Origin of the sequence: Lentibacillus saliphilus, assembly GCF_019093865.1 — a bacterium.
Classification (GTDB): Bacteria; Bacillota; Bacilli; order Bacillales; family Amphibacillaceae; genus Lentibacillus_B; species Lentibacillus_B saliphilus.
Map to the genome: position 1 here is coordinate 342,094 of NZ_JABJXD010000003.1, position 23,510 is coordinate 365,603.

A 23,510-nucleotide genomic window follows, 5' to 3' on the forward strand; every position below is an offset into this window, starting at 1 on the left:
AAGTAATAATTGTTTAATACATTGCACCCCTTCACACTCCCATCTTAAATGGAATAAATCTACGAAAACATTTTTTAAATTAATATCAACCTGATTTAACGAAAAAAATCCCGGGATGCATCACCCGAGATTTTTTCGTGTTTAGTTAAATTGAATCATAAAGTATTTTTTCTTACCGCGTCTTATGATGGTAAATTGGTCTTCAATACGGTCACTTCCACTCACCACGTGAGAAACATCTTGATTCCGCTCACCATTAATGTAAATGGCACCGTTATTGATATCCTCGCGAGCTTGCCGTTTTGATGATGAAATGCCAGCTTCAACGAGAAGATCAACAAGACCAATATCTGCTTTCTCTACATCGCTCGCAGGAACATCCTTGAAGCCTTGTTTGATTTCATCAGCTGTCAAGCTTGATAAATCACCACTGAACAAAGCTGTTGTAATCTTTTGCGCTTGATCAAGTGCTTCTTGACCGTGTAAGCTTCTCGTCATTTCTTCAGCTAAGCGCTTTTGAGCGACGCGTTGTCCGGGCTGGTTAGCCACTTCCCATTCAAGAGCTTCCATGTCCTCATCCGAAAGGAATGTAAAATACTGCAAAAATTTAATAACATCGCGGTCATCAGTGTTGATCCAAAACTGGTAAAATTCATATGGTGTCGTTTTAACAGGATCAAGCCAAATAGCGCCACCAGCTGTTTTCCCGAATTTCGTGCCATCTGCTTTTGTAATTAACGGTACAGTAAGACCATATACGTTGATCTCTTCTGTTTGATCTTCACGTGACCGGCGAATGAGCTCCATCCCAGCTGTAATATTGCCCCACTGATCACTGCCACCGATTTGTAATGTACAGTTTTCTTCTTCATAAAGCTTTTGGAAATCAAGTGACTGTAAAATCATATAGCTGAATTCAGTGTATGAAATCCCTTGTTCAATTCGTGCAGATACGGACTCTTTTCCCAGCATGTAGTTAATACCAAAGTGTTTACCCGCATCACGTAAAAAATCAATGACAGTCATTTGTGATAACCAGTCGTGATTGTTTCTAACAACAACAGGATTTTCTTCGTTGCTATTGTCGACATCTAGAAAGCGAACAATTTGCTGACGAATTTTATCACTAAAGCCTTTAACGACCTCTGTCGTATTTAATGAACGTTCACTGGAACGACCGCTCGGGTCACCAATCATTCCGGTGCCACCACCAACAAGTGCAATCGGTTTATGGCCTGCTTTCTGAAAACGCTTGAGCATCGTTAAAGGAACTAAATGACCAATATGTAAGCTGTCACCAGTCGGATCAAATCCGCAATACAATGTCACTTCCTCAGTAGCCAGCTTTTTCTTTAAGCCTTCTAAATCTGTTGTTTGATTGATCAGCCCTCTTTTGTCAAGATCCTGCAATATATCCATTCTTCACACTCCAATTATTAAATCATTAATATGAAAAAACCCGCCCTTATAATCGATTAAGGGGCGCGCTAAATTCGCTTACCACACTTTTATGATGACAAATCAAATGACCAAACACTCACTTATTATACGACTGTTCCTTCATCTAAATCGTCAACCTGATGCAGCTCAACATCCACGCATTAATTGGTTCAAAACATTACCTAGCATCTTTGATCTTACTTAATGCTATATTAGTACCATATTCCAACAGCTTGTGCAATAGAAAATTAGTCTACGCCCACTTTCAAAATTATGCTATAATATAAAATGATGTTTTTTTAGAAGGTGGTCCTAATCGCCCGTATAGACGGTTGGGCCTTTCCCCTTTTGAAACATGCACTTTTAGGAGGTTTATCGTGTGGATGTAAAACAATTATATCATAAATATAAAGAAAAATGGTTGGACTTGTGGCACACTGGAAAACTCCAACGCTCATTCCGGATTACATATGACGTGACTTGGAACGTCATTCTATTCTTCTTAATTATTGGCTTTATTGGTACCTTTTTTATAGGCGGCGTTGGTGTCGGTTACTTTGCATCACTTGTTAAAGATGAACCAATTCGTGATGAGGCAAGTATGGAACAAGCCATTTATAATTACGAGGAAACGTCTAAGCTTTACTTCGCCGATGATATTTACTTCGGCGATGTACAATCAGATCTACATCGCGAAGAAGTGATGCTAGGCGATGTATCACCTGTTTTGATTGATGCCGTCATCGCAACAGAAGACGAGTATTTTTGGACGCATAATGGTATTGTGCCAAAAGCGATTGTCCGTGCAATGGTTCAAGAAGTGACAAATGCGTCAACGAAATCAGGCGGTAGTACTTTAACACAGCAATTAATTAAGAATCAAATTCTCACAAATGAAGTCTCATTCGAAAGAAAAGCAAAAGAAATTCTTCTAGCGATGAGACTGGAAAACTTTTTTGATAAGGACGAAATTCTAGAAGCTTACTTAAACATTGTCCCTTACGGTAGAGAAGCTTCTGGTAGAAACATTGCAGGGATACAAACAGCGGCACAGGGGATTTTCGGCGTTGATGCCAAAGATGTGACATTACCACAGGCTGCATTCCTTGCTGGTCTTCCACAAAGCCCTTATGCCTACACACCGTTTCAAAATCACGGTGGCTTAAAATCAGAAGAAGGTTTACAGCCTGGCATTAATCGGATGAAGTCTGTTTTAAAACGGATGTATGAAGAAGCATACATTACCGAAAAAGAATATAAGGATGCATTAGCCCATGATATCACGGCTGATTTTACAGATCGAAAAACATCACCACTTGAAAAATATCCTTATTTAACGTTTGAGCTACAAAATCGAGCTGAAGGCATTATTAAAGACATCTTAGCTAAAGAAGATGGTATTACAAAAGAAGAACTCAATGAAGACGCTGAACTATCAGAGAAATATAACATATTGGCTAAACGGGCGCTCCGGATGGATGGTTACAATATTCATTCAACCATTGATAAAGATGTTTACGATGCCCTACAAAAAGTTGCCAAAAACTTTGAGCATTATGGACCCAATTGGAAGGGTAACATCACGTTCCCTAATGGAGACGTATTAAATAATGTTGATCAACGTGTTGAGACTGGCGCCTACATGGTCGAGAACAGCACTGGCCGTACGATCGCCTTCGTTGGTGGCCGTGGATATACTCAAGAAAACCAAATTAATTATGCGACCAATGCACCACGATCAAACGGGAGTACGATGAAGCCTTTCGTCTATGGCGCAGCGATGGAAAAAGGGCTTACACAACCGGGCTCTCCCATTTTAGATGCACCATTTAAGATGGGGGACTGGGAACCTAATAACGTAAATGAACGTTTCAATGGACTTGTATCAGCCCGGCACGCACTGACACAATCGATCAACGTGGCTACGATTAGGCTATTTAGTCAATTTGCAAATGATAACATCGTAAATCAATACCTGCGACCAATGGGCATCACGACGCTCGGTGACAATGAATATGCTAATTTGGCGCTATCCATTGGTGCTGCGGGAAGAGGTATCACCGTTGAAGAAAATACGAACGCATTTGCGACATTCGGTAATAATGGCACCTTTGTTGATGCATATATGATTGATAAGATTACGACACAGGATGGAACAGTAGTCTATGAACATGAACCCGTTAAAAACACCGTATTTTCGCCACAGACCAACTACTTAGCGGTTGATATGATGCGTGACGTCATGTCACAGGGCACAGGGGTTTACGCGAAGTCTTATTTAAATCATTCGAATGTCGATTGGTTTGGAAAAACTGGGACATCCCAGAAGCGCGGCGATTTATGGTTTGTCGGAGGTAATCCAAATATAACAGTTGGTTCATGGATGGGTTACAAATATCAACAGGATCTCGAGTGCTCAGGATGTTCGTTAAGATATTATCAAAAAAATGGGCTCCTCTGGGCATCACTCATCAATGCAGCAGCAGATGTCCGTCCAGACCTTGTCCTACCCGAAAAAAGATTTCAACGTCCAGAAGGTCTTGTGCAACGAAGTGTTTGTGCAGTCTCAGGGATGTTACCATCAGAGTTATGTAGAAAAGTAGGGCTCGTTAGATCAGATTTATTTAATGCCAAATACGCACCAAAAAAAGTGGATGACAGCTTAATCCAAGGGAGCTACGTCATGGTTGATGGTCAGGCCGTCATCGCAAATCCTAACACACCGAAAGAATTTGTCGAAGGTGACGGTGTCATGTTTAATCCAGAGTTTTTAAAACGAAAAGGATACGACAAGCTTGATGACTTAACCGAACTTTATTCCCGTATTAATCCAGAAGCTTGGAAGAAAATCGGCATACCGAATACGCATGTGAGTGACACACTTAAAAATGACGGTAAGGCACCGACAGCTCCTGGAGGCGTAAAAAAATCAGGCTCCAAACTCGTATGGAAGAAATCCGCTGGCAAAAATGTCATTGGTTATCGAATTTACCGCGCCAATCAACAAGGTGATCCGTTCAAAGTAATCGGTCATACAACTGATACGTCTTATCGAGTTGGAAACGGCAACGGCATTTATCACATAAAAGCCGTCAACTACTTTGGTCTTGAATCTGCCGCTTCAAATGAAATATCGGTTGGTGATGTGACTGACAAGCCAGAAGATCAGCCAGATGAAGACAATGATGACTCGAATGATGATTCAGATGAAGACAATTCAAATGGTGATCAAGATGAAGACAATGGTGAGGATGGCTCCAATAACCAGGGTGAAGATAACACTAACAATGGTGAACCTGACCAAGAAAATAACACCACTGAACAAACACCTTAGTCCAGCACAGCCAACTATTAAATGAGACTGCCGACAGCGGCAGTCTTTTTCTTATCCTTTTTTCACTTTTAACTAAACGTCACTGCAATCTTCCTGTATAATGGATACAATATCATGATTTAGGTGGTGGGAAAATGAATCATACAAAAACACACCATGCGATCGAACGAAAAACAAACGACGGCACCATCGTTATAGAAGGGCCGGTCTCAGAAAAGACATTGAACCAATATGAATTTCATGAACAGCTCACAGCTTTTAGACCTCCGCAAAAGCAATTTGAGGCGTTAAAGAGCATCGCTGATTTACCTGAAGGCCGAATTATAATCGCCAGAACCGAAGATACAATCATCGGTTACGTAACCTACTTACATGCTGATCCACTTGAACGGTGGTCTGAATTCAATATGGAAGAACTGATCGTGCTCGGGGCTGTAGAAGTAATCCCAGCTTACAGAAGCGCTAAAATTGCTTCAGGCCTACTTGAGGTGTCCATGATGGATGAATACATGGAAAACTATATCGTCATATCCACAGAATATTATTGGCATTGGGACTTAGACGGCACACGGTTAAGCATTTGGGACTATCGCAAAATGATGGAAAAAATGATGGCTAAGGGCGGGCTTACACCTGCACCAACTGATGATCCGGAAATTATTTCACATCCGGCTAACTGTCTGATGGTCCGTATCGGAAAAAACGTCCAGGAAGCAACGATAAAACAATTTGACCAGCTGCGTTTTCTGACACGTCATCAATACCGTTCTATGAGGGAGGGATTGTAAATGCTCGTGGAAGAGATTATGACAACGAATGTCAGGACTTTACCACCTGATGCTTCAATTGCTGAAGCGCTGAGCATGTTACAGGAACATCGAATTCGTCACATTCCAATCGTTGACGAACAGAAGCATGTCATTGGTATCGTTTCAGATCGAGACGTTCGTGATGCAAGTCCATCCATTTTTGACAAGCGTCAAGATTCTATTACGATGCAAAAGACTATTGAAACGATTATGAGCCACCCTGTCGTTACGGTTCATCCGCTCGATTTTGTTGAAGATATTGCTAGAATTTTTCACGATCAAGAATTTGCCTGTGTCCCAGTTGTAAAAAGTGGTCGCCTCGTAGGTATGGTTACAGAGAAGGACATGCTTTATACACTCATTCAATTAACAGGAACTCACGTTCAAAGCTCTCACATTGAAGTTAAAGTGCCACATCGACCTGGAATCTTACCTGAGGTCACGGAGATATTTGGCCAGCATAATGTGAATATCGTATCGTTATTAATTTATCCATATAAGGATGATCCGAACTATAAAATTCTTGTATTTCGCATTCAGACCATGAATCCTATTCCCATTATCCAGGATTTAAGGAATGCGGGCTACACGCTTCTCTGGCCAAATGAACAGATGGGGCCACAGCTATGACATGTCGGAGCGCGTTTATATACTCGGACACGATGTTAAAGTATCACTTTCATGCTAATCATCCGTTCAATCAGACGCGGGTCCAGCTGACTAAAGAGCTCCTCGAAACGTCGGGTATCCTTAATGAAGATGATATTGTTACACCTAGGCAGGCTACAGATGATGAGCTGGCACTTTTTCACGATCGTCGTTATATAAAAGCTGTTAAACAAGCAAGTACAGGAAGTCTTTCTGACCATGACGCACATCAATACGGGCTAAATACTGAAGACACCCCCATTTTTCAGCATATGCATGAAGCGGCTAGCTCTCTCGTTGGCGGAACGCTTGCTGCAGTTGATGCTGTATTAAGCGGGCAAGTCGATCATGCATTAAACTTAGGTGGCGGACTTCATCATGGTCTTAAGCATAAAGCATCTGGATTCTGTATTTATAATGATGGTGCGATTGCTATCAAATATATTAGAGAGCATTACGATTATAAAGTATTGTATGTTGATACAGATGCACATCATGGAGATGGCGTGCAGTGGGCCTTTTATGAGGATCCTAATGTATGTACCCTATCTATCCATGAGACCGGGCGTTATTTATTTCCTGGTACAGGAGATGTGAATGAACGTGGCATAAAAATGGGACATGGGTATTCATTTAATATACCAATTGATGCATTCACTGAGGACGGGTCGTTTATACACAGTTATGAAACAGCATTAAGACATGTTATTGAATTTTTTAAACCAGACGTGATTGTGACTCAAAATGGCGCAGATGCTCATGTTTATGACCCACTTACCCATTTATGTTCAACGATGGAGACGTTTGAAGCTATTCCACTGCTCGCTCATAAACTCGCTCATGAATATTGTGATGGTCGATGGATTGCGACTGGTGGGGGCGGCTATGACATGTGGCGTACTGTCCCGCGTGCTTGGGCGCAAATATGGAGCGTCATGAAAACCGGACAAGTCCAAACTGGCTTGCTGCCAAAGGGATGGCTTGATACATGGCAAGATCAAGCAGAAGTTGATCTCCCAACAACTTGGCATGACACGCCAAATATTGTGCCTCATATTCCTAGAGCGCCTGATATTATTGAAAAAAATGAAGTCACATTGCGCCATGCATTAAAGTACGCACAGACCGAAGCATAGATGATCACGTATCATTTTTTCTTTGTTGAAAGGAGCATTTAAATGAATCTTCAATTATTGCTCGATAAAATTGATATTATAGAATGCTACGAACCGATCGAAGCGCCAATTACAGGAATTTCTTATCATTCGCAGCGTGTTGAGCCTGGGCATTTATTTGTGTGTATTCTCGGATACAAAACAGATGGTCATCAATATTTATCCAATGCTGTCGCTAACGGTGCTAAAGCAGCAATCGTTCAAACGATTCAAAAGGATATTAGCATCCCACAATACAAGGTCAAAAATAGTCGTGCTGCCCTTGCTCAATTGAGTGTATATTATTATGGAAATCCTTCAGAGCGTATGAACATGATTGGCATTACCGCAACGAATGGTAAAACGACGACTGCATATATGACCAATGCGATATTAGAAGCTAACAAGCTTACAACAGGACTAATTGGAACTGTAAATGTGAAAATTGGCGATACCTCTTACCCAGCTGAACTCACAACACCAGAGTCGTTGGAGTCACAGTATTTTCTAAAAAGGATGTCCGACAAGCACGTGTCACATGTTACGATGGAAGTATCTTCAGCTGCTCAACACATGCATAGAACGGATCATATTGACTTTGATATCGTTACGTTTAATAATATCGGACGTGAGCATATTGATACACACGGTTCATTTGCTAATTATGTGGCAGCAAAGTCTCAACTCATCAAGCATGCCAAAAAAGACGCCTTTGCGATTTTAAATTTGGACGATGAGGTCTCTGCTTCTTTAGCCGATCAAACAAATGCCCATGTGATTACATTCAGTGTTAATAAGCGTATTGGTCATTTAACGTGCAAGCATTTGGATATGTCAAAAGGACGCCCATCGTTTACAGTTGAGCTTCTTAAACCCATTAGAGTGAATGAATATCTATCTTACGAACCTATGGAATTCAACATTGATATGGCTGTTCCTGGCATTCATTCCGTGTATAATTCGATGGTCGCGATTACGATTGGTCTGCTGCTCGGCATTCCGATACCGGTCATTCAAAAAGCGCTCAAAAGCTTTGAAGGTGTTGAGCGACGCTTTCAATTTATTCATGATGGTGACATTAAAATACTGGACGATCATTTTGCTAATCCAGGTAATATTGATATTACAATGGCAACATTACAGCGTATGGACCATGAGCAGTTACATTTGGTCTACGCAATTCGTGGACAGCGCGGTCCCGTCGTTAATCGTGAAAACGCAGAATCAATTGTTAAATGGGCTAAAACGCTCGATATCCATCATATAATCGCAACCAAAAGTATCTCTCATGTCACAGATAGAGATATGGTCACACAAGAGGAAGAAGAAGCCTTTCTCGAAGTGATGTCCAAAGCGGGTATGACCGTAACACTGTTTGATGATTTACCCGATGCCATTCATGCATCACTTAAAGAAGCAAAACACGGTGACTTAGTCTTACTTGCAGGCTGTCAAGGTATGGATGCTGGGGCAGACATCGTGCGCGCTCACATCAAATCTGCCATCACCTAACATGATGTTAGAGATCTTCCCGCATGCGCGGGTATTTATGCACGTTATTATATGGTAATTCAAGGAGTTGTTTGTATGCAACATAAAGCTGTTGTACTAGGAAATAATTATTATATCGGTTTAAGTACCATTCGTTGTCTCGGAGCACAAGGTATTCATACAGTTGCTGCCGATTATTCAGACACAGGCACGTATGGCGCGCAATCTAAATATTGCTCAGAAAAACTTATCCTACCGCATTACAAGGAGGATACGTCACATTTTATTGAAACATTAATTTCTTATGCGCAACAACAGGATGCTAAGCCTGTTTTGATTCCTTGTCACGACTCTTATCTCGAAATCATTGATCAACATCTAGATATGTTAAAGGAACACTACCTACTCCCTGACATGGAGCAAGGTCTTTACACGACAGTTATGGATAAAGAAACATTACACCAGCTCGCTGTCGAAAAAGGCATTCGTGTTCCTGAAACCGTCTATTTAAATGATGAACATTTCGCTGACAAAATTGAAGAAGTCATTCAATTTCCATGTTTGGTCAAGCCTGTTGATTCACCAACGTTTGTGAATACATTCCGACGCAAACTGTTTAAAGTTTATAATATGGATGAATTAAATGACGCTGTTGCCAAAGCAAAAGAGGCAGGTTTAGAAGTCATCATACAAAGAATTATTCCAGGCTTTGACGATCATATGCATACATTTGATGCATACTTAGATCAAACATCTAAAGTGACCCATTGGACAACATGTCAAAAGTTTAGACAGTATCCGATTAACTTCGGTGCGTCTGTCTATACGGTCCAAAAGCATATTCCAGAGCTTTACGAAATCGGCGCAAATTTTCTTGAAAGTATTGGTTACAAGGGATTTGCTGAGATTGAATTTAAAAAAGATGAAGCGACAGGTGAATTTTATCTCATTGAAATTAATGCGCGTATCACGAACTTTAACCATATGCTGCATGATATTGGCTTAAACTTCCCATACATTATGTACATGGAGCTTATTGGACAGCCGTTAGAGCCAAAAGCGGTCACACATACAACAAACCGAGCGTTTTGGTATGCACAGGAAGATTTAATGGCTATAAAGGACTACATTAAAACAAAGCAGCTTTCTATTGGAACTGTCGTCAAGTCTATGTTCAGACCTAAAACGTGTGCGATTTGGAACATTCATGATCCAAAGCCTGCCGTTGCATATTCAAAACAGCTTGCTGGAAAAGTCGTCAAAAAAGTCACTCGACGGTCATAACTTATTTACAAAGGATGAAACAACATGCACCTCTCTAAAGTCATCAAAGACATGGCTCATATCTGCACAACAGGAGACCTTAACCGGAATATTACATCGATTGCCTATCGCTCTAGCGATGTAGAGCCGGGAAGTTTATTTATCGCAATCACTGGCTTTGTGACAGATGGTCATACTTACATTAATCACGCCATTGAGCGTGGTGCAGCAGCAATTATTGCTGAAAAGGATATTAAGATTCCTCCCAATGTAGCGAACATTAGGGTGAAAAATTCGAGACAGGCATTAGCACGTGTAGCCGCTAATTTTCACGAACACCCCTCAACAGCATTAAATATGATTGGGATTACCGGGACGAATGGTAAAACATCCATTACACATTTTATAAAACACATTTTTGATGCGGCCCATAAGAAGACGAGCCTAATTGGTACAATGGGTACCTTGATCAATGATGAACCGATTCATTCAGATTTAACAACACCTGAAGCACCTAAGCTTCAAAAGCTTTTAAAGCAAATGGTTAAACGAAATAGCACTTCCTGCATTATGGAAGTCTCTTCACATGCGATTGATTTACAAAGAGTCAACCATATACACTTTAATACAGCCATTTTTACGAATCTCACACCAGACCACCTTGAACTACATGGTGACATGGAAACATATTTCAGAACAAAGGCCAAGCTATTCAACCAAGCAGAGGACTTTAACATTATTAATGTCGATGATCCGTATGGTCGGAGATTAGCCGATGAAATTGATCGTGAGATGCTCGTCACATATGGAATACACCAAAACGCACATATCTATCCAACCGACATTAAGTATTCGGTAAATGGAACGACATATACCGCTCATACACCGATCGGTCAGGTTGATATTACGATTCATCTACCTGGCGAGATATATGTTTATAATAGCTTAGCGGCGATTGCGTGTGCTTTTGTAAATGGCATTTCCCTCGATATAATTCGAGAAGGACTCGATCGTGTAACAGGAATTAAAGGGCGGTTGGAAACCGTGTTTGAACAAAATGACTTCAGAGTTTTAATTGATTTTGCCCACACTGAGGATGCTCTTAAACAAACATTAAAGACAATTAAGCCATATGTTAAAGGTCAGCTCATACTCGTGTTTGGCGTTTATGCTGATGATAGTCCTAATGGTCGAAAAAAGAGACAAGGTATGGGCAACGTTGCAGCGCAATATGCAGATTATGCCGTTGTGACGTTAGACAATCCTAAAACACATAATCAAGATCTGATTATGAACGACATATGTGACGCACTGAAAGCACATGACGCATCATTCAAATCTATAAAAGACCGTGAAGAAGCAATTCGTCACGCCATCACAACGAGCAATGATGAAGACACTATTGTATTAGCTGGAAAAGGTCATGAATCTACTCAAATCATTGGTTCAGAGATCATTCCTTTTAATGAGACAAAAATCATTTTAGACGCTATTAAAACGAAACAATTCAATCAAATAACATCTTAATTTTTGGTGGTGTAGACATGAATAAGAAACTAGGCATCATCGGCGGTATGGGCCCTAAAGCAACCTCTGTTTTTATGGAAAAAATCATTAATCATACGAGCGCTGAGAAAGATCAGGACCACATTGACATCGTTATTTTAAATCATGCAACATTACCTGACAGAACGGAATGTATTTTAAATGAAACGCCCGAGCTATTTTTACAGGCCATTCAGCCAGATATCGAATTATTAGAAACAGCTGGTGTTGCCAACATTGCTATCCCGTGCAACACCTCTCATTATTTTTATAAAGACATGCAAAAAATGACACACATTAACATTATTCATATGGTACAGGAAACGACGATGTTTATTGAGCAATCTTTTGGCAGCGGAAGTAAAGTTGCGATTCTCGCAACAGATGGGACGATTGAAAGTGGTGTCTATGAACGAGCATGCTTAACCAACAATTTGATCCCATTTATACCTGATACCGAGCTGCAGAAGAAGATTATGGGAATCATTTATCGCATTAAAAGCGATGTAACCTATAAAGGTCAAGAGCTAGATGACATTATTATCGACCTGATTAACAGAGAACAGTGTAACTGCATCATTCTAGGATGCACAGAATTATCAACGGTTCAGTTATCTAATGTAGCTCAGTCATATTGTATTGATCCAATGAATATTCTTGTAGAACAATCGATTATTCAATCTGGCAAGCAGGTTAAAGGTTCATTGAATAAATCGTCCATCCTTAATACGTAAGTAACCTTAAACGGGGCTAGTATGTAATCTTGTTAGGAAGCGTTGTTTACCGATGTGGCTGACTTCAATACCGACTGATGTCTTTGATGAAGGAGGTTGTTTTAATGGATACACGTGAGCTAAATTCATTTTTCACGGAATCATTTAGGGGTGACATACTGAAAAGAGAGCTGAGGCTGTCAGAGGAAGAAATGCGTTATATTAAACAGCGTTTTCCACGGGCACACGTTACACCTGTACACGACCCATCATCGTCTAATAAGGTCTGGTATACTGTAACATTAAATCCACAATCCGGTAATCAATTCTTCAAACCATGACCAATCATGGAACGATATGTAAAAAAGACATTCAGTTCGAAGTAACATAACTGAATGTCTTTTTTGTATGGCTGTTTTCTATCAATATTTTAATGTATTGTTATGTGTTAAAAGTAAGAATTAATCAAACGGGATTTAAATAAGAGCATTTAAATCCAAGCAATATGACAGCTCCGAAAATATACCTCACGACCTTGGGGCTGCGTATATTTTCGGAGCTAATGTAGAACATTATTCGTCTTTTGTGTTAAATATTAAGTTATGTCCCAGCCCCATTTGACTTTAACAATTATGGTAAATAGATTCCTGGATCGACGGCGTTTGTACGGTCTGGTGATACTCCGTTATAACCGCCTTTATGAATTTCAAAGTGTAAGTGATTCCCCGTTGAACTTCCCGTAGTTCCTACATAACCAATGAGCTGTCCTTGCTCGACAGTTTGTCCTGGACTAACAACAAACCGAGTCATGTGCGCATAATTTGTAGTATATGTCTGTCCATCAATCTGATTAACAATCATAACATGGTTACCGTAAGACCAATGATATTTAGCGACAGATACGACGCCTGTCCCTTTTCCTGACGAATAAATCGGCGTACCTGCTGGCGCTGCGACATCTACACCCGCATGGAATCTTTTAACATTGTAAATAGGGTGTATTCTCCAACCAAAGTTGGATGAACGGTTTCCTGCTGCTGGCCAGATAAACATGGCACCACCTGGATCAACAGATGGACTATCACCATTATCGCCTAAATTCTCAAGCTTTTCTTGAGCAATTTGTTTTGCTTTTTTAACTGCTTCTGCTTGTTTTGCAATCATTTCCTGTTCTTCTGCTAATGTGACCTTATACTCCTCAAGGAAATGTTGTTCTTGTTCAAGTTCTCCGAGCAACGCACTTCTTTGAGACATTTGACTATCAAGATCTGACTTCAAAGATACGAGCTTGCTTCTTTCTTCTTCTAGCTTCGTCTTTTGACGCTCAATTTCTGAGTGCTTTTCTTCAACCTCAGCCTTTTTCTGTTCAACATCCTGTTTCTTTTTTTCAACCTCTACTCTTTTTTCTTTTAATATTTCACGATCGACACTTAATTCATCCATAATCGATTTGTCTTGATCCATAATCGTATTCACAGCCGTAACACGACTAATAAAGTCACCGAAGCTCTTGGCGCCGAGTAACACCTCTAGATATTTTAATGTTCCACCGTTTTCTTGAATCGATCGAACACGCTGTTTAAGCAATTTTTCACGTTTTTGAATTTGTTCCCTGAGTTCTACAATTTCTTCTTTTAGTTGCTCTGTCTCAGCTTTTAATTGATCTACTTCAGCTTGCAGATCCGAAATACGCTGTTCTAATTCACTTATTTGTTGATTAATGCCTGATATTTCACTTTCCTTTGATTCAATTGTTGAGAGGGTTGTAGATAATTTTTCGTCAATGCGATCTAAATCGCTTTTTACCTCATCTTGCTGGTCAAGGTTGGCTTCGATCTTGTCTTCTGTGCTGCCTTTTTCACTATTCAGCTCGCTCTTTTCTTTTTCTAACGCTTCTTGTTGTTTCTCTAGATCTTTGATTTCATCAGTCACACTATCAACCGTTTCCGCGCTTGAATGGCCAAGCTGAAACACATTGACACTTAATATTAACGTCGCAATCAATATGTAGTGAATTACTTTTTTCAAGCCAATTCCCCCCAATTATGTAAGTTATCAAATATGTAAAAACATGCTTGAAAAACATGATTAATAGATTCAATCTATAAAGCTAGTATACCATTTTTCAGCAGCATTTTTAGACATAATCACATTACAATTATATTTCAAATCCGAATTTATTTGTTATGTTTGTAATCTTTTGTAGGAATATGGAAGGTATTTGACGGTGATTGTTCAAATAGAATGAATAGATATCAATTAAATTATCAATTGGATACGACTTATTTTAGATATCTAGTTTTTTAATGATGCACGTACAAAAAAAGGACTTGTCCCATACTCCGCGAAACAAGTCCTTTTCTAATGCTTCAATGGCGATCGATAAAAAGTTGTTACATACTTGATTCCGGATTGTTTACATCCATTATGACGATTTCAACACGGCGATTTTTCTTCATATTTTCTGGTGTATCATTTGGTACAAGTGGTCTCGTTTCACCAAAGCCAGCTAATGAAAAACGTGACTGGTCAAATTCATACTCATTGATTAAATAACGGATGACACTGCTGGCCCGTGCACCTGATAATTCCCAATTTGAAGGATACCTGAAACTGGACATCGGATGTGTATCAGTATGGCCTTCTACCTTCACTTCATTTGGAATGTTTTTCAACAGCTCACCAATTTTATTTAAGAAAGGCTCGCCACTAGGCAACACAACAGCTTCTCCAGGGTTAAACAAAATTAACTCCTGCAAAACAAGGACAACACCACGTTCTGAGCGGCTAGCAGATATCACGTTGTTTAATTCATGTTCATCAAGATAATCCTCGACATCCTGCATTAATGCGTTTAATCTATCATCCGCATTACCTTGTTCAAATAGCTTTTTTGCATCAGTCGGATCTTTAAATTCATTCGTCGTTTTCCCACTTTCCATATGCTTAGGATTCTCCGTTGGATTCTCCATCGGTACAGGAGAAGGGAAAAAATCGAAAATCATCCGGTTACGAAACGATTCTGACACTGCCTCGAATTTCACTAAATCAATTTGAGACATAGAGAATAACAAAATAAAAAACACTAAAATAAGCGTGACCATATCTGAGTATGTAACCATCCATTTTGGTGCACCTGAACTTTGTCGCTTTTTTATGCCCCTACGCCTCATTGACATTCTCTCCCGCAAATGCCTGCTCTTCGTCGTCTATTTGTTTCTTTGAATCTTCGGATAAGAATGCGCTCAGTTTTTCTTCCAATATGCGTGGATTTTGGCCTGATTGAACACCAATAACACCTTCGATAATCACTTGCTTAAGAAAAACTTCTTCTTCTGTTTTACTTTCCAGTTTACCCGCCATTGGAATAAATACGAGGTTGGATAAAACCGTTCCATAGAGCGTCGTTAGCAACGCAACCGCCATATTAGGACCAAGTGTTGTTGGATCTGTTAAGCTGTTAAGCATTAATACAAGACCGACAAGCGTACCAATCATTCCCCAAGCAGGTGCATATTCACCTGCTTTTTCAATAATGGCCCGTCCCTTATAATGACGTTCTTCCATCGCCGTAATTTCAGCTGTCATAATATCGTTTATGACATCAGGCTCAATTCCATCTACGGCCAATAAAACACCTTTTTTAATAAAGGGATCATCAACGTCATCCAACTCATTCTCCAATGCCAGCAAGCCTTCGCGTCTAGCACGCTCGGAAAGACGGATAAACAATTTAATAAGATCAGGGAGACCCTGTTCATTTTGATGGAACGCCTCTTTAATGACTTTCGTTGTCAGCTTTATTTGATCTTTTTTAAAGCTAATCAATAATGAAGCAATCAAGCCTCCAATGACGACGAATATGGACGCAAAATCTAAAAATGACGAAACGCCTTCCCCGCCACCTTTGGACAAGACCGCCAAGACTATCATGATAAATCCAAGCGTTATGCCAATCGGCGTCAATATATCTCTTTTTCTCATATTCTCGCTCCCCGATACAATGTTGACTTTTCATTTATATCGGTTGTTTTAAGAACTTGTTGAGTCTCTTTCTACAATTCGATGCGGAAGGATTACTTTTTTATTTGTGACATCTTCTTTATTCATATACTTTGTCAATAAACGCATTGCGACTGCACCGATATCATACATAGGCTGAACAACAGTCGTCAACGTTGGTCGAACCATCATCGATAATCTTGTATTGTTAAAGCCAATAATTTCAATGTCGTTCGGAACATGGTACCCTCTGTCTTGCGCACCATGAATAACACCGAGAGCCATTTCATCTGAAGCTACAAAAACTGCAGACGGTTTATTTGATAATTCGAACAGTTGGCCGACACATGCCATCCCTGAATCATAGGAATAATCACCTTTAACGAGCAAGTCTTCATGGAACTCTATGCCTGCCGTTTGTAATGCACGTTTATAGCCTTCTTTCTTTAAGCGATTAATAACCGTATCGTCATTCCCTGCTATCATTGCTGGCTGTTTATGTCCGTTCTCAATTAACGATGTTACTGCCTCGAAGGCTGCCGCTTCATAATCAATATTAACTGATGGCAGTGTTTCTGATTCATCATGTGTCGCAGCCAGAACGATCGGAACGTTTGCACTCGAAAACTGGTTAACATGCTCTTCAGTAATATTACCACCCATAAACAAAATACCGTCAACTTGCTTTTCGAGCATCGTGTTAATCAAGTGAATTTCTTTATTTTTATTCTGATCTGAGTTGCTTAAAATAACATTATATTTATACATCGTTGCAATATCTTCGATGCCTCGAGCTAATTCGGCAAAAAAGATGCTTGATATATCCGGAATAATCGCACCGACAGTTGTCGTTTTCTTGCTAGCAAGCCCGCGTGCAACGGCATTCGGTCTATAGCCAAGTCGTTCGATTGTCGCAAGGACCTTCTTTCTTGTTGTTGGCTTCACATTAGGATTGCCATTCACCACTCTAGATACTGTTGCCATTGACACATTTGCTTCACGTGCAACGTCATAAATTGTTATATTCATTTGTATAGCCTCCTTAAATCGTTATCATTATCGACGTATTTCTCTGAATCATACGTGCACACAAAAATCCGTGTTAAAACGATGTTCATTTGTTTAATCGGCGTTCAATATCACTCAGTTCATCCATAAATGAATGAAACATGTCTAAGTCCATCTGCTGTGCTGAATCGGACAAGGCAACTGCCGGATCAGGGTGAACCTCTGCCATTACGCCATCAGCACCTATAGCTATCGCCGCCTTTGCAGCAGGGAGCAACAAATCTCTTCTCCCTGTTGAATGCGTGACATCGACCATAACAGGTAAATGTGTTTCTCGCTTTAAAACAGGTACTGCAGATATATCAAGTGTATTACGTGTTGCTGTTTCATACGTGCGAATGCCACGCTCACAGAGAATGATATTCCCATTACCTCTAGCGATAATATATTCAGCAGCATTCAGAAACTCCGCTATTGTTGCCGATGGACCGCGCTTCAATAAAATAGGCACATTAATGTCTCCAGCAGCCTTTAACAACTCGAAATTTTGCATATTACGAGCGCCTATTTGAATCACATCCACATAGTTAAGTGCTTCTTCAATATGGTGTGGATTGACAATTTCACTCACAACTGCAAGATCAAATTCATCAGCAACCTGTTTCAAAATTTTAAGGCCTTCAAATCCAAGTCCTTGAAAATCATAAGGCGACGTCCTCGGTTTAAAGGCGCCCCCTCGCAACAGCTTTACACCCTTTTTCTGAACAGCTTGCGCAACCTGTCTCACTTGTTCATAGCTTTCAACAGCGCATGGGCCCATGACATACTGAACATCACCATTTCCTAGCTCACAACCTTTAACAGTGACAACTGTATTTTCAGGCTGTTTCTTTCGAGAAACGAGAAGTGCCTTTTGATGATCGTCTTCAAGCAGCTCTAAACTCGCTTTAAATATTTCTTTAAAAATATGTTCAATTGAAGAGCTTTCAAATGGTCCTGTATTACGTTTCACAATATCATTCAGCATATAACGCTCACGGACAGGGTCAAATCGATGCATACTCTGCTTTTGTTTTAATTCACCAACCTGTTGGACAATCTTCCCTCTTTCATTAATTAAACGTAGTAATTCATGGTTTATAGTGTCCATTTGATCACGTAATTCATCAAGCTCATGGTTACTCAATGTATCTGTTCGCCTCCTGAAGAAGTTTATTATTCACGGAAAGTATGGTACATTTTTAATAGAAAAACTTGGTTAATCACCAAGTTATAAAGTTCACAAATATATGATCGCCAAAATCTCCTGATCATAATTATATCTAATAATTTTTTCTTTGTCACCAATAAGGTGTAGGAAGTGACGACATTTGGCAAATTTTGAGGAAAGGAATTTAGTATGATGACAGAACGCATCTTTGCACTCGACATAGGGACTAGATCTGTAACCGGAATGCTCCTTGAAAAACATCATCATTCATATACAGTACTCGATTATTGCATGAAAGAACATCAAGTCAGATCCATGCTTGACGGTCAAATTCATCATGTTGTTGAAGTTGCAGCCGTTATGAAAGACGTTAAAGAAACATTGGAACAAACGCACGGTCCTCTTAAAAAGGTTTGTGTTGCGGCAGCAGGAAGAGCGCTTAAGACTGTGCGTTCAACGGCAGCCCTCGAACTAAATGAACAGATGATAAAAGATGAAGATGCGATTAGACATCTTGAATTAAGTGCTGTTCATCAAGCACAGCTCACACTTGCTTCTTCTGGTAAGATGGATCAATCTGACAATAGACATTTCTATTGTGTTGGTTACTCTGTCTTACAATATTATTTAGATGATGAACCGATTGGCTCTTTAATTGATCAGCGTGGACAAGTCGGCTCGGTCGATATCATAGCGACCTTTCTTCCGCGCATAGTTGTTGAATCTTTATTCGCAGCCCTAGAGCGAGCAGATCTTGAAATGGAAGATTTGACCCTTGAACCAATTGCAGCCATAAATGTACTCATTCCTACGTCGATGCGCCGTCTCAATGTTGCCCTCGTCGACATTGGCGCCGGCACAAGTGACATTGCGTTAACTGGCCATGGTACCATCTCAGCATACGGTATGGTACCAATGGCGGGCGATGAAATAACGGAAGCAATCAGCGACGCCTATTTACTCGACTTCCCAATTGCTGAAGCTACGAAGCGTACGATCGTCAATGAAGGAAAAGCTGTCGTCAAAGACATACTCGGATTTGAAACAACAATCACGGAAGAAATGCTCAATCAAGACATCCATTCAAGCATAGAGAAGCTCGCATCAAAAATTGCCGAAGAAATCATTCATCTGAATGGCCAAGCCCCAAAAGCTGTTATGCTTGTTGGAGGTGGTAGTTTGACACCCTCCATAACACAAACACTCGCTACCAAGCTTCAACTACCCGAAAATCGTGTAGCTGTTCGTGGTCTTGATGCCATTCAAAACATACAAATGAATGTGGATTTACCTACAGGTCCTAATTTTGTTACGCCAATTGGGATTGCCATTTCTGGTAAAACAAATCCAGTTCATTATGTATCTGTCTATGTTAACGGTGAAGTGATCCGCATGTTTGAAATGAAACAACTGACGGTAGGCGATTGTCTCGTGCAAGCAGGCATTGATGTTCAGAAATATTATGGGAAGCCAGGCATGGCTAAAGTGATTACATTAAATGGTTCACAAATGACATTGCCCGGTACATATGGCGAGAAGCCACAGATACAATTAAACGGAAAGGACGCAACAGTTAACGACGTGATCAAAAGTGGTGATCAGATAGCAATAGATGCTGGTTTAGCCGGAATGCCTGCATCAGCCACAATTGATGAACTGATTGAGGAAGCACCTGTGTATCATGTATATTTTCAAGACCAAAAATATACAATTAAACCGACCTATACCGTTAATCAAACGATTCAACCTGGCTCATACATCATTAACGACAAAGATGATATTACGCTAACTTATCCGAGAACGATTGGCGCATTTTTAGCGCATTATGCATCAGATACAGTCCTCCATAAAGAGCCTATCGTCGTTTATGCGAATCATAAACAGGTCATGCTGGAAACGAGTGGTACACAAATATGGTTAAATGAAAAACGCGCAACCGTTGATGATCGGCTCCATGCGAATGATCGAATTGTCATTAAAGAAGCCAAAAAACCGATTGTACAAGACGTTTTAAACAAGCTAGGTCACTCTTCGCATGAGGTGATTAAGGTGACATTCAATGATGAAGCCGTTGAATTACAACAGCCTAAAATTGAATTGACGAGAGACGGTCAATCAATTGATGTTCAAACGGAATTACTGTCACAGGATCATATTAAGATTACAGACTTACAATGTGATGCATTTATTTTTCAAGATGTATTTCGTTATGTAAATATCGATCTGACTCATAAACAAGGACGGTTCACACTTATAAAAAACGATGAACCCGCTTCTTTTACAGATGTAATAATGAATGGAGATCAACTTTCCATCCAATGGGATGCAGACTAGGAAAGAACTATAAAAAAAGCGGGATGATAGCATCGTTCATAACGCGCTACCATCCCGCTTTTTGTTCTTTCTTTTACTGTTGTTTTTCTACTTCCTTTGCTGCTTCTTCAAGGTCAGATGCGACTTCTTCAACAGCATCGATGGCTTCGTCCTCAGCTTTACGCTTTTCAGCCATTTTTTCCTGGACCTTGCCCGTAACTTCCTTTGTCTTTTCTGATAAATTTTGAGTTACTTGTGAAGTTGTTTCAACGGCCTTGCTCTTTAGATCTGAGCCTGTTTCATACGCTTTGTCCTTGAGCTCATATCCTTTTTCGTATGCTTTATCTTTCCACTCTGTGCCCTTCACATAGGCAATGTCCTTCCACTCATCAGCACGGTCTCTAAGCTGTGAGGCACCTTCGTTAATATCCTGACGCAATTCACGACCTGATTTAGGTGCGAGTAGCAATGCAGTTGCAGCACCAACAATACCACCGATGAGTGTTCCAATCATAAAATCTTTCGTATTCAAGTTATTATTGTCTCCCATATAATTCCCTCCTATATTAATTTATATTTACTTTCTCTTTTTCCATAAGTCCACTGCTGCTGTTCCCCATTTTACAGCTTGCGAAACCTTGTCCTGGTTTTTCGTTGCTTTCTTGGAGATATTTGTTGATATTTCATTTAACGTTTGATTAAACTCCTTAACTGTATCTCCTATTCCTTTAATACCATCAAAAAGTGAATTCAGCTTTTCAGTTTTAACGTTAATATCTTCTGCCAAGCGATTTGTTTTAACAAGCAGTTCAGTCGTTTCTGATGTAATACCTTGTAATTGTTTTTCGAGACCTTCAAGTGTATTAGCAACATTGTTCATCGTTCGTGTTGTAGCTTTCAACGTCAAAGCAAGATACACGACAAGAACCCCAAAAGCAACTGCTGCAATTAATGCCGAAATATACAATAAATCCTCCATCTGCTCCATCATCTCCTCTATTTTTGTAAGTATTGCTTAAGGGGGTGTTAAATTGAACAAACATCTCTATTAATTGTATTACCCAAAAGCTGTTAACATGAAACATAAATGTTCATACTGAGACTCGTCCAATTTAAGACATCCCGTTACCACTACTATATACTTTTCACAAGCTGATTTCGATGAAAATGCAGTGATTCTTTATTAAATTTTATATGATTTGTTTGATTCAGGGCAAACATAAAGAGTCCAGTCATTAAACAAGACTCTTTATAAATGGCGCCCTAGCTACCGGTCATATCCTTACCTAAGGTCGATGAAATATAAGCTTCTTCAAATTTTTGAATATCCCCTGCGCCCATAAAAATGAGCACCGCCTGTTTATGTTGGGCAAGATGATGGACATCCGTCACATCTAACAGCTGACTTCCTGGAATGAGCTGCTGCAAATCTTTAATGGTCAGCTCACCAATATCCTCTCGGGCAGAACTAAAAATATCACATAAGTAAACATGATCTGCCTCATTTAAGCTATCAGCAAACTCTTGTAAAAATGTTTTTGTTCGCGTGAATGTATGTGGTTGAAAAACAGCAATAACAGACTGCTCAGGATACTTCTTACGAGCAGACTCGATTGTAGCAGCAATTTCCTTTGGATGATGTGCATAATCATCAATGATCATTTGATCTCCGTGCTGTCTTTCACTAAACCGACGTTTAACACCTTGAAATGTGTTCAATTTTTTAATATCGGTTGCTTTCATACCTTCATAGTGACAGATTGCTATTACAGCTAAAGCATTTAACACATGATGGTTACCATACATTGGAATTGTAAATGTATCATAAAATTCATTACGAACGAAAACGTCAAATGTCGTACCGTCTGCCGTTGCATTGATATGCTTTGCCTGAAAATCATTCGTATCCGCAAAACCGTAATACATCACAGGGACCTTTGTTTTTAGCTGCTGTAACTTTTCATCATCTCCGCAAGCAATAATGCCTTTTTTGACCTGGTCGGCCATTGATTGAAATGCATCAAAAACGTCATCTATATTTCTAAAATAATCCGGATGATCGAAATCAATGTTCGTCATAACAGCATAATCAGGTTCATAGGCAAGAAAGTGTCGACGGTATTCACACGCTTCAAACACAAAATACTTGCTATCGACATGGCCTTCCCCTGTTCCATCTCCGATCAAGCTCGAAATTGGATACGTTTCTCCGAGCACATGCGCTAGTAAGCCTGTTGTTGATGTTTTTCCATGAGCACCTGTAACAGCAATACTCGTATATTGCTTGAGCCATTCACCTAGGAACTCATGATACCAATAAAATTTAAGCCCGAGCTGCTTAGCTGCCTTTATCTCTGGATGATTATCGGAAAATGCATTACCGGCGATTACCGTCATGCCGTCCTTAATATTATCTTTTGAAAAAGGGAAAAATGGTATGTTTTTTTGTTCAAGCATTGTTTGGGTAAAGAAACGCTTTTCCACATCAGATCCTTGCACCCGTTCACCTGAATCATGCAAAATATGGGCAAGGGCACTCATTCCAGTGCCTTTTATACCAATAAAATGGTAAGTTGTCAT

The 23,510-nt window shown here is 39.9% G+C and carries 19 protein-coding genes; 10 read left to right on the top strand and 9 right to left on the bottom strand.

Going from position 1 to position 23,510, the window contains the following annotated elements; all coding sequences use genetic code 11:
• Positions 1-141 precede the first annotated feature (141 nt).
• On the bottom strand, positions 142-1,419 hold the full coding sequence (gene tyrS / locus HPC67_RS08070) for a tyrosine--tRNA ligase (RefSeq protein ID WP_217587024.1): 1,278 nt from the start codon (positions 1,417-1,419) through the stop codon (positions 142-144).
• Between the two features lie 400 nt (positions 1,420-1,819).
• Here tyrS and HPC67_RS08075 point away from each other — a divergent pair, with 400 nt between their 5' ends.
• The 9 genes from HPC67_RS08075 (at position 1,820) to HPC67_RS08115 (ending at position 12,738) form a co-directional block, all read left to right on the top strand.
• Positions 1,820-4,774, top strand: coding sequence for a transglycosylase domain-containing protein (locus tag HPC67_RS08075; protein ID WP_217587025.1), 2,955 nt, complete (start codon positions 1,820-1,822; stop codon positions 4,772-4,774).
• A gap of 134 nt (positions 4,775-4,908) precedes the next feature.
• Positions 4,909-5,562: a GNAT family N-acetyltransferase gene (locus HPC67_RS08080; RefSeq protein WP_217587026.1), complete on the top strand. Its 654-nt coding sequence runs from the start codon at positions 4,909-4,911 to the stop codon at positions 5,560-5,562.
• The gene (locus HPC67_RS08085) at positions 5,563-6,213 is read left to right on the top strand and encodes an acetoin utilization AcuB family protein (RefSeq protein ID WP_217587031.1); all 651 of its coding nucleotides are present in this window, start codon (positions 5,563-5,565) and stop codon (positions 6,211-6,213) included.
• On the top strand, positions 6,210-7,367 hold the full coding sequence (locus HPC67_RS08090) for an acetoin utilization protein AcuC (protein ID WP_217587033.1): 1,158 nt from the start codon (positions 6,210-6,212) through the stop codon (positions 7,365-7,367). The genes HPC67_RS08085 and HPC67_RS08090 overlap by 4 nt, the downstream gene beginning before the upstream one ends.
• 42 nt (positions 7,368-7,409) lie before the next feature.
• Positions 7,410-8,897, top strand: coding sequence for a Mur ligase family protein (locus HPC67_RS08095; RefSeq protein WP_217587034.1), 1,488 nt, complete (start codon positions 7,410-7,412; stop codon positions 8,895-8,897).
• A 75-nt stretch (positions 8,898-8,972) separates the two neighbouring features.
• Positions 8,973-10,160: a carboxylate--amine ligase gene (locus HPC67_RS08100; RefSeq protein ID WP_217587035.1), complete on the top strand. Its 1,188-nt coding sequence runs from the start codon at positions 8,973-8,975 to the stop codon at positions 10,158-10,160.
• 24 nt (positions 10,161-10,184) lie between these two features.
• Positions 10,185-11,666 (top strand): UDP-N-acetylmuramoyl-L-alanyl-D-glutamate--2,6-diaminopimelate ligase, encoded by a 1,482-nt coding sequence (locus HPC67_RS08105; protein ID WP_217587036.1) that lies wholly within the window; start codon positions 10,185-10,187, stop codon positions 11,664-11,666.
• 17 nt (positions 11,667-11,683) lie between these two features.
• The gene (locus tag HPC67_RS08110) at positions 11,684-12,418 is read left to right on the top strand and encodes an aspartate/glutamate racemase family protein (protein WP_217587037.1); all 735 of its coding nucleotides are present in this window, start codon (positions 11,684-11,686) and stop codon (positions 12,416-12,418) included.
• A 104-nt stretch (positions 12,419-12,522) separates the two neighbouring features.
• Complete coding sequence (locus HPC67_RS08115; protein WP_217587038.1) at positions 12,523-12,738, top strand: hypothetical protein; 216 nt, start codon at positions 12,523-12,525, stop codon at positions 12,736-12,738.
• Between the two features lie 289 nt (positions 12,739-13,027).
• Here HPC67_RS08115 and HPC67_RS08120 read toward each other — a convergent pair whose 3' ends face one another.
• The 5 genes from HPC67_RS08120 to HPC67_RS08140 all read right to left on the bottom strand — a co-directional run bounded on the left by HPC67_RS08120 (position 13,028) and on the right by HPC67_RS08140 (position 18,593).
• Positions 13,028-14,425, bottom strand: coding sequence for a murein hydrolase activator EnvC family protein (locus HPC67_RS08120; protein WP_217587039.1), 1,398 nt, complete (start codon positions 14,423-14,425; stop codon positions 13,028-13,030).
• A 365-nt stretch (positions 14,426-14,790) separates the two neighbouring features.
• The gene (gene motS / locus HPC67_RS08125; protein ID WP_217587041.1) at positions 14,791-15,570 is read right to left on the bottom strand and encodes a flagellar motor protein MotS; all 780 of its coding nucleotides are present in this window, start codon (positions 15,568-15,570) and stop codon (positions 14,791-14,793) included.
• Entirely contained in the window at positions 15,560-16,381 is an 822-nt protein-coding gene (gene motP / locus HPC67_RS08130) for a flagellar motor protein MotP (protein WP_217587043.1), read from the bottom strand. The genes motS and motP overlap by 11 nt, the downstream gene beginning before the upstream one ends.
• A 48-nt stretch (positions 16,382-16,429) precedes the next feature.
• Positions 16,430-17,428, bottom strand: coding sequence for a catabolite control protein A (gene ccpA / locus HPC67_RS08135; protein WP_217587045.1), 999 nt, complete (start codon positions 17,426-17,428; stop codon positions 16,430-16,432).
• 85 nt (positions 17,429-17,513) lie between these two features.
• On the bottom strand, positions 17,514-18,593 hold the full coding sequence (locus HPC67_RS08140; protein ID WP_217587046.1) for a bifunctional 3-deoxy-7-phosphoheptulonate synthase/chorismate mutase: 1,080 nt from the start codon (positions 18,591-18,593) through the stop codon (positions 17,514-17,516).
• A gap of 216 nt (positions 18,594-18,809) precedes the next feature.
• Between HPC67_RS08140 and HPC67_RS08145 the strand changes: the two genes are divergently transcribed.
• Positions 18,810-20,951 (top strand): cell division FtsA domain-containing protein, encoded by a 2,142-nt coding sequence (locus tag HPC67_RS08145; RefSeq protein WP_217587047.1) that lies wholly within the window; start codon positions 18,810-18,812, stop codon positions 20,949-20,951.
• Positions 20,952-21,024: 73 nt separating this feature from the next.
• On the opposite strand, the gene HPC67_RS08150 is transcribed toward HPC67_RS08145, so the two are convergent.
• The 3 genes from HPC67_RS08150 to murC form a co-directional block, all read right to left on the bottom strand.
• Positions 21,025-21,480 (bottom strand): YtxH domain-containing protein, encoded by a 456-nt coding sequence (locus HPC67_RS08150; protein ID WP_217587048.1) that lies wholly within the window; start codon positions 21,478-21,480, stop codon positions 21,025-21,027.
• A gap of 27 nt (positions 21,481-21,507) precedes the next feature.
• The gene (locus tag HPC67_RS08155; RefSeq protein ID WP_217587049.1) at positions 21,508-21,909 is read right to left on the bottom strand and encodes a DUF948 domain-containing protein; all 402 of its coding nucleotides are present in this window, start codon (positions 21,907-21,909) and stop codon (positions 21,508-21,510) included.
• 284 nt (positions 21,910-22,193) lie between these two features.
• The gene (gene murC / locus HPC67_RS08160) at positions 22,194-23,510 is read right to left on the bottom strand and encodes a UDP-N-acetylmuramate--L-alanine ligase (RefSeq protein ID WP_217587050.1); all 1,317 of its coding nucleotides are present in this window, start codon (positions 23,508-23,510) and stop codon (positions 22,194-22,196) included.

What these genes read in the sequence shown, in the direction of transcription:
- tyrS (WP_217587024.1), bottom strand. Translation starts at nt 1,419, where the DNA reads ATGGATATATTGCAGGATCTTGACAAAAGAGGGCTGATCAATCAAACA.
- HPC67_RS08080 (WP_217587026.1), top strand. Translation starts at nt 4,909, where the DNA reads ATGAATCATACAAAAACACACCATGCGATCGAACGAAAAACAAACGAC.
- HPC67_RS08085 (WP_217587031.1), top strand. Translation starts at nt 5,563, where the DNA reads ATGCTCGTGGAAGAGATTATGACAACGAATGTCAGGACTTTACCACCT.
- HPC67_RS08090 (WP_217587033.1), top strand. Translation starts at nt 6,210, where the DNA reads ATGACATGTCGGAGCGCGTTTATATACTCGGACACGATGTTAAAGTAT.
- HPC67_RS08095 (WP_217587034.1), top strand. Translation starts at nt 7,410, where the DNA reads ATGAATCTTCAATTATTGCTCGATAAAATTGATATTATAGAATGCTAC.
- HPC67_RS08100 (WP_217587035.1), top strand. Translation starts at nt 8,973, where the DNA reads ATGCAACATAAAGCTGTTGTACTAGGAAATAATTATTATATCGGTTTA.
- HPC67_RS08105 (WP_217587036.1), top strand. Translation starts at nt 10,185, where the DNA reads ATGCACCTCTCTAAAGTCATCAAAGACATGGCTCATATCTGCACAACA.
- HPC67_RS08110 (WP_217587037.1), top strand. Translation starts at nt 11,684, where the DNA reads ATGAATAAGAAACTAGGCATCATCGGCGGTATGGGCCCTAAAGCAACC.
- HPC67_RS08115 (WP_217587038.1), top strand. Translation starts at nt 12,523, where the DNA reads ATGGATACACGTGAGCTAAATTCATTTTTCACGGAATCATTTAGGGGT.
- motS (WP_217587041.1), bottom strand. Translation starts at nt 15,570, where the DNA reads ATGAGGCGTAGGGGCATAAAAAAGCGACAAAGTTCAGGTGCACCAAAA.
- motP (WP_217587043.1), bottom strand. Translation starts at nt 16,381, where the DNA reads ATGAGAAAAAGAGATATATTGACGCCGATTGGCATAACGCTTGGATTT.
- ccpA (WP_217587045.1), bottom strand. Translation starts at nt 17,428, where the DNA reads ATGAATATAACAATTTATGACGTTGCACGTGAAGCAAATGTGTCAATG.
- HPC67_RS08145 (WP_217587047.1), top strand. Translation starts at nt 18,810, where the DNA reads ATGACAGAACGCATCTTTGCACTCGACATAGGGACTAGATCTGTAACC.
- HPC67_RS08150 (WP_217587048.1), bottom strand. Translation starts at nt 21,480, where the DNA reads ATGGGAGACAATAATAACTTGAATACGAAAGATTTTATGATTGGAACA.
- HPC67_RS08155 (WP_217587049.1), bottom strand. Translation starts at nt 21,909, where the DNA reads ATGGAGGATTTATTGTATATTTCGGCATTAATTGCAGCAGTTGCTTTT.
- murC (WP_217587050.1), bottom strand. Translation starts at nt 23,510, where the DNA reads ATGACAACTTACCATTTTATTGGTATAAAAGGCACTGGAATGAGTGCC.